The organism is Neisseria sp. 23W00296 (assembly GCF_044772855.1).
GTDB lineage: Bacteria > Pseudomonadota > Gammaproteobacteria > Burkholderiales > Neisseriaceae > Neisseria.
In genome coordinates this window covers 91,564-104,292 of the sequence record NZ_CP173024.1, presented here as the reverse complement: position 1 = coordinate 104,292, position 12,729 = coordinate 91,564, and the positions used below count along the sequence as shown (strand labels likewise).

Genomic DNA, 12,729 nt, shown 5'->3' with positions numbered 1-12,729 from the left:
ACCGCTTTTCAGACGGCCTTTGCCACATCAAAGCCACCCGCAACCACCCACAGAAATCATCATGACCGAAACCGAATACCGCGCCCGATTCAACGAAGACCAAGCTGTCGGCTGGGAAGCCATCGACGCCGCGCTGGAAAAAATCTACGGCGATACCGAGCCGCGCCACTACGGCAGCATCATCTCATACCGTCTTGGCGGCGAAGATCCGCTCGACGGCACCAGTATCTACGACTGCAACGAACAAAGCTTCCACCGCCATCTTGTTTCCTACGGCATGAGCAGCCTCTACTTCGACCCCGAAAATGCCGGCAACGAATACAGCGGCTGGGGCTTCGAGTTTACCGCCCGCATCGCCCCCTGCGCCGAAGACGAAACCTACAACGGTGCCGAGCATGAGCCGATATGGGTAATAAACGTGATGAACAAGCTCGGCCGCTATGTATTCGAGAGCGGAAAATGGTTTGACTCCTACCACTTCATCCCCGCCAACGGCCCCATCCGCCTCGACAGCGACACCGCCCTTGTCGGCTTCGCCTTCGCACCCGACCCCAAGCTGCCCACCCTCGCCACACCCAACGGCGAAGTCCAATTCCTGCAACTCGTCGGCCTCACCCAAAGCGAACTCGACTGGCTGTGGCAAGACCCCACCCGCACCCGCTGCCGCGAACTCATCGACAAAATGCGCGCCGACAACCCGCTGCTGATTACCGATTTGCACCGCAGCAAAAGCTACGTTTAAACAAGCGCAAAGGCCGTCTGAAAACCGCTTTAAGGTTTTCAGACGGCCTTTTGTTACCGCGTTCAAACGTTCGGACTGACGGGGCGCGGGCGGCCGTTTTCGTCGATGGCGACGTAGGTGAACAGCGCTTCGGTTACCAGCCGCTGTTCGTTGAAATCGGCGAAGGATGCGGAGTGCACCCACACTTCGATGTGGATCTGCATCGAGGTATTGCCCGTTTTCACCAGCCTGCCGTAGCAGCCGACGATGTCGCCGACGGCGACGGGACGGTGGAAGACGATTTTGTCGGCAGCCACGGTGACGATGCGGCCGCGGGCGGTTTCGCAGGCGAGGATGCCGCCGGCGATGTCCATCTGCGACATCAGCCAGCCGCCGAAAATGTCGCCGTTGGGATTGGTGTCGGCGGGGCGGGTCATGGTACGCAGCAGCAGGCTGCCTTGCGGTTCGGTGCGGGTTGGTGTGTCTTGCCGGTTCATGTTTTTACTCCTGTCGGGCGGTTTCGATTTCTTTGAGGCCGTCTGAAAGCCATTCTTTCATGGCGGGCAGCGCCAACAGGCGTTGCGCATACGCCTTCGCCGCGCCGCTGAGGGCGTCTTCCAGTCCGTAGTTGGCCAGACGCAGCGCCACGGGGGCGTAAAAGGCGTCAACCGCGCCAAAGTGCGCGGCGGCGAGAAAATCCCCGCCGAAACGGCCGAGGCCTTCGTTCCACAATGCATCGATGCGCTCGAGGTTGCGGCGCAGGCCGGGCGTGATGGCGGGGGTGTCGGCGCGCAGCAGGGTGAAGTTGCAGACCGTGCGCATCACGGCAAAGCCGCTGTGCATTTCCGCTGCGGCGGAGCGCGCCCAGGCGCGGGCTTCGGCATCCTGCGGCCAGATGTGCGGATGGCGCTCGGCCAGATATTCGGCGATGGCAAGGCTGTCCCACACCACCGTGCCGCCGTCATGCAGCGCGGGCACTTGCGAAGTAGGCGAAAACGGCCGCCACTGCGCCCGCTGCGCTTCTTTGTCGCCGATAAAATGGTGCAGCACTTCCTCAAAGGGGATGCCGCAGGCCTTCATCAGCAGCCAGGGACGCAGCGACCATGACGAGATGTGTTTGCTGCCGATATGCAGTCGGTACATATTTCTTCCTTCCGTTTTTCTTGTGGATATTGTGGACATAAGGCCGTCTGAAACACAGACGGCCGCGCCATTTTAGCCCGAACGGAGGGCGCCGCGAAACGGGCGGCGCGTTTGGGCTTCGTCGGAAACCGTTTTCAGACGGCCTATTCCCTCTGCGCCATCTGCGCGCAGGGCGTCGTTTTCTTTTCGTGCCGCGCGTCGTAAGCCTTGCCCCAGTCGCACATGGCATCGAGCACCGGCGCAAAGGTTTCGCCCTCGGCGCTGAGGCGGTATTCCACGCGCGGCGGCACTTCGGCGAAGGTTTCGCGCTCGATCAGGCCGTCGGCTTCAAGCTGGCGCAGCTGTTCGGTCAGCACTTTCGCGCTGATGCCGTCGAGCTTTTCCAGCAAATCGCGCGTGCGTTTCGCGCCGCCGTCGAGATAATAGAGAATCAGGCATTTCCATTTGCCGCCCACCAGCTTCATCGTCAGCTCCACCGCTGAAAAAACCGCCATCGCCAAGCTCCTGTTTTGTCCGAAAACTTACCGAAAGGTGCGTAACCGGCCTTTCAGTACGTTGTTTTTATTTGGTTTTAAAGCCATTAGTATAGCGGCTTTCCAACCGAAAGGACAAAACCGTGAACCCGGAAACCCTGCTGCAAAACCGCCGCTCCACCCGCCGCTTCGATCCGTCTGCCGAAATTTCCCGCGCCGAATTGGACGCGCTGCTTGCCCAAGCCGGCCGCGCGCCCAGCGGCAACAATTCGCAGCCCTGGCGCATCATGGTGCTGACCGACCCCGCGCTGCGCCAAAGCCTGCTGCCCGAAGCCTACGGTCAGGAACAGGTGGTTACCGCGTCTGCCGTGCTGGTGCTTTTGGGCGACCGCGAAGCCTACCGCGAGCCGAATCTGCGCCGCATCCATGAAGAGGAATTTGCCGAAGGTTGTTTTGACGCGGATGTGCGCGATTTTCTGATTCAGGCCGCCGTCGGCTTTTACCGGCCGTTTGACGAAACCGACACGCAGCGCAGCCTGGCGCTCGACTGCGGCCTGTGGGCGATGGCGTTTATGCTTGCCGCCGAAAACGCAGGCTGGCAAACCGTGCCGATGACCGGCTACAAACGCGACGGCCTGCGCCGCGTGCTGAACCTGCCCGAGCGCTATCTCGATATGATGCTGATTGCCCTCGGCAAAGGCGCAGAGCGCGGCCACCGCACGCTGCGGCAGAACGCGGCGGCGGTGTCGGCGTGGAACGCACTTCCTTAAAACCCCGTTTTCAGACGGCCTCACAAGCATCAGGCCGTCTGAAAACGAAATCCCGAAGAAATGGAAACCCAAACCCGACGGCGTGCGGCTTTCAGACGGCCTCACGCCGTTTTTGTTACACTAGGGGCTGTTTTCCCCCGATAGAAAAACGATGCTGACCTACACCCCGCCCGAGATGCGCGCCGCGCCGCCGACGCATGAAAAACCGTGGATTCTGCTGCTTTTGGTCTTCGCTTGGCTGTGGCCGGGCGTGTTCTCGCACGACCTGTGGAAACCCGACGAAATTGCGGCCAACGAAGCGGTGAAACACGCGCTTTCGGGCGGCGGCTGGTGGCTGGCGCGGGGTTTGGACGGCGCACCCGAGGCCGGTCTGCCCTTTGTTTACGTCTGGCTGGCGGCGCAGTGCCGCACGCTGTTTTCGCCGTGGCTGGCCGACGCCTATTCGGCGATGCGGCTGGCGGGCGTGTTTTTCACCGTGATCGGGCTGAGCGGCTGCGGCATGGCGGGCTTCCATCTGGCGGGGCGGCATCAGGGGCGCAGCGTGGTGCTGATTTTGATCGGCTGCGCCGGGCTAATTACCAACGCGCACCTGCTCGGCGGCGTATCGGTGCAGTTTGCCGCGCTGGGGCTGTGCCTGTACGGACTGTCGGTGGCGCGGCGGCGGGCGATGTTCGCCGCGCTGCTTTTGGGTTCGGGCTGGGCGCTGTTGTCGGTGTCGGCGGGCTGGCTGGCGACGGCGGTGCTGATGCTTTCGGCCTTCGCCCTGCCGCTGGCGCCGCAATGGCGCAGCCGCCGTTTCGCGGCGGCACTGGCGGGCGCGGCGGCGCTGGCGCTGCCGCTGGCGGCGCTCTATCCGCTCTCGCTGCACCGCGCTTCGCCCGCCGCTTTCGACTGGTGGCTGCGGCAAAATGCGTTCGGCGTGTTCGGCGGTACGGAAACGTTTGCGCTGTCGTTTTCGCCCGTCTATTACCTGAAAAACTTGCTGTGGTTTGCCTTTCCCGCCTGGCCGCTGGCCTTGTGGACGTGCAGCCGCCGCGGCTTTTGGCGCGAAGACTGGGCGGCGCCCGCCGTGTTGTGGACGGCGGCGGCCTTGGCGCTGGCCTCGTGCACGCCCGCACACGACGCCGACAATCTCATCTGGCTGCTGCCGCCGCTCTCGCTCTTGGGCGCGGTGCGCCTCGATGCGCTGCGGCGCGGCGCGGCGGCGTTTTTCAACTGGTTCGGCATCATGATTTTCGGCCTTTTGGCGGCGTTTTTATGGCTGGGCTGGCTGGCGATGAATTTCGGCTGGCCGGCGAAGTTGGCCGAACGCTCGGCCTATTTCAGCCCGTATTACGTACCCGATTTCGACTGGATGCCGATGATTGTCGCCGTGCTGTTCACGCCCTTGTGGGTGCTGGCGGTGCGGCGGCGCAAGGTGCGCGGGCGGCAGGCGGTGACAAACTGGGCGGCGGGCATGACGCTGGTGTGGGCGCTGCTGATGACGCTGTTTCTGCCCTGGCTCGACGCGGCCAAAAGCTACCGCCCCGTGGTAGAGCGCATGGAAGCCGCCGCGCCCGCCGCACTCACATCGGGCGCCGAGTGCCTCGCCGTCGCCCGCGACGCCTACACCGTGCGCACCGCCTGGGGCGAATACGGCAGCCTGCCTCTTGCCGTCGGCGGCGAAGCCTCCTGCCGCTACCGCCTGACGCGCAACGAAAAAGCAGACGAACCCGCGCCCGCAGGCTGGCGCGTGCTGTGGCAGGGCGCCCGCCCGCGCAGCAAACAGGAATTTTTCGTGCTTTTGGAAAAACAAGAGGCCGTCTGAAACCTGTTTTCTCTCCCGCCAGTACCCCTTCGGGGCATAAACGGGGGAGGGCTGGGGGGGGCTGATGCAGCTGCGCTAACGTGCACGGAGCGGCGGCAGGCAAAAAGCGGTTCTGCGAACCGCCACCCCCTCCCCCGCGCTTTGGCGCAGGAGAGGGAGAAGAATAGCTGACGGCCGCACGGCAACTGAACAAACTAAAAGGCCGTCTGAAACCACGGCGGCCGACAATTCGACAGTCAAGCAAACGGAAATCCCATGAACCTTCCCATTCTCGCCGTCACCTCGGGCGAACCGGCCGGCATCGGCCCGGACGTCTGCCTCGGTTTGGCAGAACATACCCTGCCCTGCCGCCCCGTTATCCTTGCCGACAGGAATTTGCTGGCAAGCCGCGCCGCGCAACTGGGCAAAAGCGTGCGCCTGCGCGACTTTGCGCCGCACAAGCGCGCCGAAGCGGGCACGCTGGAAGTGCTGCACATCCCGCTGGCCGCGCCGTGTGAAGCAGGCCGTCTGAACGCCGCCAACGCGCCCTATGTGCTGCAACTGCTCGATGCGGCATACGGCGGCATTGTACGCGGCGAATTTGCCGCGATGGTGACCGCGCCGCTGCACAAGGGCATCATCAACGAGGCGACGGGCGCGTTTTTCAGCGGCCACACCGAATATCTGGCGGAAAAAAGCGGCACAGATCGCGTGGTGATGATGCTCGCGGGCGGCGGCCTGCGCGTGGCGCTGGTAACGACCCATCTGCCGCTGAAAGACGTTGCCGCCGCCGTCACCTTCGATGCCGTGTGCGAAACCGCGCGCATCCTGCACCGCGATTTGCGCGGCAAATTCAAAATCGCCGCGCCGCGCATACTGGTGGCCGGGCTGAATCCGCACGCGGGCGAAGGCGGCCATTTGGGACACGAGGAAAACGACGTCATTATCCCCGCGCTGGGCAAGCTGCGCGGCGAGGGACTGGACGTGCGCGGCCCCTACCCCGCCGACACACTGTTCCAGCCCTTTATGCTGAAAGATGCCGATGCGGTGCTGGCGATGTACCACGACCAGGGTCTGCCCGTGTTGAAATACGCCTCCTTCGGGCGCGGCGTGAACATCACCCTCGGCCTGCCCTTCGTGCGCACCTCCGTCGACCACGGCACGGCGCTCGATTTGGCGGGCACGGGCAGAGCCGACGGCGGCAGCCTGATCGAGGCCGTGCGCACGGCTTTGGCGATGGTCGGCTGACATTCGGTTTGTGCAGCGCAAGAGGCCGTCTGAAACCCCGAATGGGCGTTTTAACTTCGTTGAAGCTTCGCTTTCAGACGGCCTTTTTGTCGTGCGCCGGGCGTTTTTGTAACTATCTTTCCCAACCGCTCCGCTTATCGCCGTTCAGACACATTTTTTGTAATCCGGTTACAAAAACGGCACGGCAGGCGTATAGTCCGCCTGTCCCTTTTCTTTCCACAGGCGCCGTTTCGCGTGCGCCATCCAAGCAAAAAAGGAGTTCCATTATGGACAAGCTCGGTTTCAAACCGCTGCCCGCCGCCGTGGCGGTGGGGCTGGCGCTGCTGATTTGGTTTGCCGTTCCCGTGCCCGCAGGCGTGACGCCGCAGGCATGGCATCTTTTGGCGATGTTTGTCGGCGTGATTGCGGCGATTATCGGCAAGGTGATGCCCATCGGCGCGCTGTCGATGGTGGCCATCATGCTGGTGGCGGTGACGGGCGTGACCAACGACAAGCCCGACGCGGCGGTCAAAGACGCGCTGTCGAGTTTCGCCAACCCGCTCATCTGGCTGATCGGCGTGTCCATCATGATTTCGCGCGGCATCCTGAAAACCGGCCTCGGCGCACGCATCGGCTATTACTTCATTTCCATGTTCGGCAAAAAAACTCTGGGCATCGGCTACAGCCTCGCGCTCTCGGAGCTGATACTCGCACCGGTAACGCCGAGCAACACCGCGCGCGGCGGCGGCATCATCCACCCCGTGATGAAGGCCATCGCTTCAAGCTACGATTCCGACCCCGAAAAAGGCACGCAGGGGCGCATCGGCCGCTATCTCGCGCTGGTGAACTACCACAGCAACCCGATCACCTCGGCCATGTTCATCACCGCCACCGCGCCCAACCCGCTGGTGGTGGACATCATCGCCAAAGCCACCGGCAACGACATCCATCTGAGCTGGGGCACTTGGGCAGTGGCCATGCTGTTGCCCGGCCTTGTGGCCATGCTGCTGATGCCGCTGGTACTGTATTTCGTCAGCCCGCCCGAAATCAAAGCCACGCCCAACGCGGCGCAGTTTGCCAAAGACCGTCTGGCCGAACAGGGGCCGATGAGCCGCGGCGAAAAAATCATGCTCGCCATCTTCGCCCTGCTGCTCGTTCTGTGGGCGGGAGTGCCCGCCATGCTGCTGGGCAGCGCCTTTGCTGTCGACCCCACCGCCACCGCCTTCATCGGCCTCTCGCTGCTTCTGCTCTCGGGCGTGTTGAGCTGGGACGACGTGCTGAAAGAAAAAAGCGCGTGGGACACCGTAACCTGGTTTGCCGCCCTCGTGATGATGGCCACCTTCCTCAACAAACTCGGCCTGATTGCCTGGTTTTCCGACGCGCTCAAAACGGGCATCGAGCAAACCGGCATGGGCTGGGCGGGCGCATCGGTGCTGCTGATTCTGGTGTATCTGTACGCGCACTATATGTTCGCCAGCACCACCGCCCACATCACCGCCATGTTCGCCGCCTTCTACGGCGCGGGCTTGGCGCTGGGCGCGCCGCCGATGGTGTTCGGCCTGATGATGGCCGCCGCTTCCAGCCTGATGATGACGCTCACCCACTACGCCACCGGCACCGCCCCCGTGGTGTTCGGCTCGGGCTACACCACGCTGGGCGAATGGTGGAAAACCGGCTTCGTCATGAGCGTTGCCAACCTGCTGGTGTTCGCCATCGTCGGCGGCATCTGGTGGAAAGTGCTGGGCTACTGGTAAAGCGCTGTCGGTAAAACGCATCAAAAAGGCCGTCTGAAAATTTCAGACGGCCTTTTGTCTGCCCGCACGTTTTTCCAAAAAACCACGCCGCGTGCGCCGCTGTGAGGCCGTCTGAATGTTTCAGACGGCCTCAGCGCGCCGTTTCCCGCTTTTCCGCCGCATCCAGCAGCACGAACACCAGCGAGGCCAGCAGCATCAGCGCGGCGGTGAGCACGGCGGCGCGGTCGTGGTTGTCGGCGCCCGCCGCGCCGAGATATTGGTAGACCAGCGTCGTCAGCGTCAGCCATTCGGGGCGCGACAGAAACAGCGTGGCGGCAAACTCGCCGATGCAGGTGGCGGCGGCCAGCGTCAGGCCGCGGCGCAGGGCGGGCAGCAGCAGCGGCACGGTAACGAAAAAGACCGTCTGAAAACGGCTGGCGCCCATGCTGCGGGCGGCGGCGGCGTATTGCGGCGGCAACGCATCCCAAGCAGCCAGCAGGTCTTTGGTGACAAAGGGATAGGCCAAAAGCGCGTAGGCGGCAATCAAAAGCGGCAGCGACGCCGTCCATTCGGGATAAAGCAGCAGCATGCCGAACGCCACGCACACGGGCGACACCATAAACGGCAGAAAAGTGATGCCGCGTATCCACGGCAGCTGCCGCGCCAGCGCCGCATGGCTCGCGCCCAAAAGCAGCGCCGCCGCTGCGGCCGATGCCGTAAAGCGCAGCGTGTTCCAAGCCGCCAGCCGCGTGTCCTCCGCCCACAGCACCTGCCACGACTCCCCCGAGCGCGCGGCCTGCGCAGCCACCGCTGCCAGCGGCAGCACGCAGAAAAACGCCAGCACGGCCAGCGAGAAAAACAGCATGGCGCGGCGGGCGGCGCTGTCCACGGCGGCCAAAGGCTGCGGCGCAACCTGCCGTCCCGCTGCCGAAGCGCGGCCGAAATAAGCATAGGCCGCACCCGCCAGCGCGGTGACGCCCAGTACCAGCCACACCAGAACGCCAGCCTGAGCGATGTCGAGTTCCACGGTCACCAGCCGGTAGATTTCCACTTCCGCCGTGGCGTAGTCCGTGCCGCCGAGCAGCAGGGCGAGGCCGAAACCGGAAAAGCAGTAGAGGAAAACCAGGCACGCGCCGCCCGCCAGCCACGGCAGCAGCACGGGACATTCCACCCGCCAAAAGCGCTGCCACGCATCCGCGCCCAGCGTGCGCGCCGCCGCCAGCCGTGCCGCCGGCACGGCGCGCAGCCCCTGATAGGCCGCGCGCACCAGCACGGGCAGATTGAAAAACACGTTGCCGTAAACCAAAAGATACGGCGTGTCCTGCCAGCCCGGCCACAGCAGGCCGCGCGCGCCGAAGAGCGAGAGCACACCGATGCCCGCCACCAGCGTCGGCATCACGAAGGGCAGCATCAGCAGCCGCAGCACCCACGCGCGGCCGCGGAAATCGAGCCGTGCCAGCGTCCACGCCGCGGGCACGCCCAAGAGTACGGTGAGCACGCAGGTGATGCCCGCCTGCGCCGCCGTCCAGGCGATGCGGCGGCGGATGTAGTCGTCGCCCAGCACCTCCGCCCAGGCCAAATCCCCGCCGTAAGCGGCCAGCGCCCACAGCGGCGCGGCAACGGTGAGTACGAGGAAGCCGACGGGGATTAGGGCGAGCAGGAGGGTGGAGACAAGGCGGCGCATGGCGGGATTCCGAAATCTGCCGCGGGCGGCGGCGGGGGAGACGGGTAAAAAATAAGATGCGGCGGGGCGGTTGTTTCGTTCGAGGCCGTCTGAAAGCGGGTTTTACTTTGTTCAAACTCCGTTTTCAGACGGCCTCTTTGTATGTTTGGAGACCGTCTGAAACCTTGTCGGCCGCATCGAAGAAAACGATTTTCGCCGTATCGGCGCGCACGCGGATTTCGGCGGCGGCAAAGCCGTCGGCCACGGGCATTTCCAGCGTGCCGTATTGCGGGTGGATGATTTCGGCGCGGGTCTGCCCGGGCAGGCGGTATACGGTCTGCACGGCGCAGGGCGTGCCGTTTGCATCGGCCGACAGGGCGGAGGGCGGCAGGTAGAAGCGTTCGGTCACGTTGCGGCAGCCCAAGAGGCGGGCGGCGGCGGCGTTGGCGGGGCGCGCGGCCAGTTCGGCCGAACTGCCCTGCTGGATGATGCGGCCGTCGGCCATCAGCGCGGTTTCGTCGGCCATCAGGAAGGCTTCTTCGGGGTCGTGGGTGACGAGGACGGCGGGGATGGCGAGGCGGCGGATATGTTCCAGCGTCAGCTCGCGCAGGCTGCGGCGCAGGCCGGTGTCGAGGCTGGAAAAGGGTTCGTCCAAAAGCAGCACTTTCGGTTCGGCGGCCAGGGCGCGGGCCAGGGCGACGCGCTGCTGTTCGCCGCCGGAGAGGGTGTGCGGTTTGCGGCCGCCTTCGCCCGCGAGGCCGACGCGTGCCAGCATGGCGTCGGCCGCAGCTTCGGCCTGCTTTTTCGCCACGCCGCGCATGCGCAGGCCGAAGGCGGCGTTCTGCCGCAGGTTGAGGTGGGGAAACAGGGCGTAGTCTTGGAACATCAGCGAGACGCGGCGTTTTTCAGACGGCCTTGATGTGACGTTTTCGCCGTTTATCCATACTTCGCCGCTGTCGGGGGCGGCGAGTCCGGCGGCGATGTTGAGCAGGGTGGATTTGCCGCAGCCGGAGCGGCCGAGGACGGCGAGCAGGCGGCCGCCGCCGACGGTGAGGGAAACGCCGTCGGCGACGGTTTTGCCGCCGTAGCGTTTGACGATGTATTTGAGTTCGAGCATTTCAGACGGCCTATCTGTTGAGCACGCTCAGGCCGGGCAGGGTGGCGAAGCCCTGGTCGCGCACGATTTGGCAGAAGTCGGCCAGATAGCTGCTGCCTTCGTCTTCGCTGCGCATGGCGGCATAGAGTTCGCTTTGCAGGCCGCCGTCGGTGATGGGGCGGGAAACGACGTAGCCCTTTTCCAGATAGGGCATCACCGTCCAATACGGCAGGGCGGCGATGCCGCGTCGGCTGGCGACGAGCTGGACGATGGCGATGGTCAGCTCGCTGTGGCGGCGCGGCGGGTTGATGCCGCGCGGCAGCAGCACTTTGCGCAGCAAATCCAGCATATCGTCGGGCACCGGATAGGTAATCAGCGTTTCGGTCGCGAAGTCTTCCGCCTGCCAAACGTCTTTCGCCGCCAGCGGATGGTCGGGGGCGCAGATGCCGACCATGCCGTAGGCAAACAGCGGCCGGTAGGCGATGCCCGCCTGCGGCACGGCTTCGGACACAATGGCCAAATCGGCGCGGTGGTTGAGCAGCAGGCCGACGGGATCGGCCTGAAAGCCCGACACGATGTCCAATTCCACCTGCGGCCACAGCGGGCGGAACTCGCCCATCGCCGGCATCAGCCAGTCGAAACAGGTGTGGCATTCCACCGCCAGCCGCAACTCGCCCGCCTCGCCCTCGATAATCTGCGCCATATCGCGCTCGGCGGCGGCCATCTTCGGCATCAGCTCGCGCGCCAGTTTCAGCAGCCGCGCCCCCGCAGGCGTGAAGCGCAGCGGGTTGGACTTGCGCTCGAACAGCGGCGTTTCGTAATAGTTTTCCAGCGTGCGGATTTGGTGCGACAGGGCAGACTGCGTCAGAAAAACGCGCTGCGCCGCCAGCGACACGCTGCCGGTTTCTTCCAGCGCGAGCAGGGTTTTGAGGTGGCGCAGTTCGATGATGGATTCCATAAAACGGCCTTTCACGTCGGCGGTTGCGAAGGCGCGATATTAAAATAATTCATGCAGAAGGGGCAAACACGGCGTTCAGACGGCCTTCAAGCCCGCGCAAAGGCCGTCTGAACGCCGCGCCGTGCAAACGTTCGGACAGCCTGTCGTTTACAATACAGGCCGTCTGAAAGCCATATGTATAAGGAGAAACACCATGCACGCCGCGTACCGCCTGCCCGAAAACTTCCCTCTCGCTGCTTCTGCGCGGCGCTTTCCCGCCCTGTCTACCCCGCGTCCCGCCGACAGCCACAAAGGCACGTTCGGCACGCTGGCCGTATTCGGCGGCGCGGCAGGCATGAGCGGCGCCGTGGTGCTGGCCGCCTCCGCCGCCCTGCTCGCAGGCTGCGGCAAAGTGTGGGCGGGTTTCAACCAGGCCTCCCTGCCCGTGCCCTTTATCGCCGCCTTTCCCGAAATCATGCTCGACACAGCCCACGGCCTGGCGCGGTGGCACGACCTCTCCGCACGCACCGCAGGCTGCGGCCTGGGCACAAACGAAGCCGCGCGCAAACTGCTGGCCGGGCTGTTTCAGACAGCCTCCGACACCCCGCTGCTGCTCGATGCCGACGCCCTCAACCTGCTGGCGCAACACAGGGATTTGGCCGACGCGGCCGCGCGTTACCCCCGCCTGCTGATTACGCCCCACCCCGCCGAAGCCGCGCGGCTGCTCGGCTGCACCACCGCCGAAATCCAAGCCGACAGAGCAACGGCCGTGCGCGGACTGGCGCGGCGTTTCGCCGCTACGGCCGTCTTAAAAGGACACCGCACGCTGGTGTGCGCCGCAGACGGCACGCTGTACGAAAACGACAGCGGCAACGCGGGTTTGGCCACCGCAGGCAGCGGCGACGTCCTCTCCGGCATCGTCGGCAGCCTGCTGGCGCAGGGCAGCGATATATTCGAAGCTGCCTGCGCGGGCGTGTGGCTGCACGGCGCGGCGGCGGAAGTGCTCAAAGCATCGGGCATAGGCGAAAGCGGCCTGACCGCAGGCGAAATCGCCCCCGCCGCACGCTGGCTGCGCAATCGGATGATTGAGAACGAGTCAGAATAAGCGTTTGATAAAAATCAAATTTGGCGGTAATTGTTTTTCATATTATGCCGAAGTTATCTTTTCTTTACACAGAAC

At 64.3% G+C, this 12,729-nt stretch carries 12 protein-coding genes; 6 read left to right on the top strand and 6 right to left on the bottom strand.

The window, feature by feature from the left end:
- Positions 1-61 precede the first annotated feature (61 nt).
- Entirely contained in the window at positions 62-742 is a 681-nt protein-coding gene (locus ACG2K1_RS00520) for a suppressor of fused domain protein (RefSeq protein ID WP_395428841.1), read from the top strand.
- Between the two features lie 62 nt (positions 743-804).
- Here ACG2K1_RS00520 and yciA read toward each other — a convergent pair whose 3' ends face one another.
- From yciA to ACG2K1_RS00505, 3 genes are all read right to left on the bottom strand, one after another.
- Complete coding sequence (gene yciA / locus ACG2K1_RS00515; RefSeq protein WP_009425121.1) at positions 805-1,218, bottom strand: acyl-CoA thioester hydrolase YciA; 414 nt, start codon at positions 1,216-1,218, stop codon at positions 805-807.
- A gap of 4 nt (positions 1,219-1,222) precedes the next feature.
- Positions 1,223-1,864: a glutathione S-transferase family protein gene (locus ACG2K1_RS00510; protein ID WP_395428840.1), complete on the bottom strand. Its 642-nt coding sequence runs from the start codon at positions 1,862-1,864 to the stop codon at positions 1,223-1,225.
- A gap of 143 nt (positions 1,865-2,007) precedes the next feature.
- Positions 2,008-2,358, bottom strand: a complete 351-nt coding sequence (locus ACG2K1_RS00505; RefSeq protein ID WP_395428839.1) for a winged helix-turn-helix transcriptional regulator — start codon at positions 2,356-2,358, stop codon at positions 2,008-2,010.
- Positions 2,359-2,480: 122 nt separating this feature from the next.
- On the opposite strand from ACG2K1_RS00505, the gene ACG2K1_RS00500 reads away from it, so the two are divergent.
- From ACG2K1_RS00500 to ACG2K1_RS00485, 4 genes are all read left to right on the top strand, one after another.
- A complete protein-coding gene (locus ACG2K1_RS00500; protein WP_395428838.1) occupies positions 2,481-3,107 on the top strand; it encodes a nitroreductase family protein in 627 nt (208 codons plus the stop codon).
- A 151-nt stretch (positions 3,108-3,258) separates the two neighbouring features.
- Positions 3,259-4,914 (top strand): ArnT family glycosyltransferase, encoded by a 1,656-nt coding sequence (locus ACG2K1_RS00495; protein ID WP_395428837.1) that lies wholly within the window; start codon positions 3,259-3,261, stop codon positions 4,912-4,914.
- 255 nt (positions 4,915-5,169) lie between these two features.
- Entirely contained in the window at positions 5,170-6,141 is a 972-nt protein-coding gene (gene pdxA, locus ACG2K1_RS00490; protein WP_009425532.1) for a 4-hydroxythreonine-4-phosphate dehydrogenase PdxA, read from the top strand.
- Between the two features lie 266 nt (positions 6,142-6,407).
- Positions 6,408-7,874: a DASS family sodium-coupled anion symporter gene (locus ACG2K1_RS00485; RefSeq protein WP_395428836.1), complete on the top strand. Its 1,467-nt coding sequence runs from the start codon at positions 6,408-6,410 to the stop codon at positions 7,872-7,874.
- Positions 7,875-8,004: 130 nt separating this feature from the next.
- Here the strand turns inward: ACG2K1_RS00485 and ACG2K1_RS00480 are convergent, their stop codons facing one another.
- The 3 genes from ACG2K1_RS00480 to ACG2K1_RS00470 all read right to left on the bottom strand — a co-directional run bounded on the left by ACG2K1_RS00480 (position 8,005) and on the right by ACG2K1_RS00470 (position 11,570).
- Positions 8,005-9,537, bottom strand: coding sequence for an ABC transporter permease (locus tag ACG2K1_RS00480; RefSeq protein ID WP_395428835.1), 1,533 nt, complete (start codon positions 9,535-9,537; stop codon positions 8,005-8,007).
- A gap of 124 nt (positions 9,538-9,661) precedes the next feature.
- The gene (locus ACG2K1_RS00475) at positions 9,662-10,633 is read right to left on the bottom strand and encodes an ABC transporter ATP-binding protein (protein WP_395428834.1); all 972 of its coding nucleotides are present in this window, start codon (positions 10,631-10,633) and stop codon (positions 9,662-9,664) included.
- 10 nt (positions 10,634-10,643) lie between these two features.
- The gene (locus ACG2K1_RS00470) at positions 10,644-11,570 is read right to left on the bottom strand and encodes a LysR family transcriptional regulator (RefSeq protein WP_395428833.1); all 927 of its coding nucleotides are present in this window, start codon (positions 11,568-11,570) and stop codon (positions 10,644-10,646) included.
- Positions 11,571-11,763: 193 nt separating this feature from the next.
- Here ACG2K1_RS00470 and ACG2K1_RS00465 point away from each other — a divergent pair, with 193 nt between their 5' ends.
- Entirely contained in the window at positions 11,764-12,654 is an 891-nt protein-coding gene (locus ACG2K1_RS00465; protein ID WP_395428832.1) for an NAD(P)H-hydrate dehydratase, read from the top strand.
- The last annotated feature ends 75 nt before the right edge of the window (positions 12,655-12,729 follow it).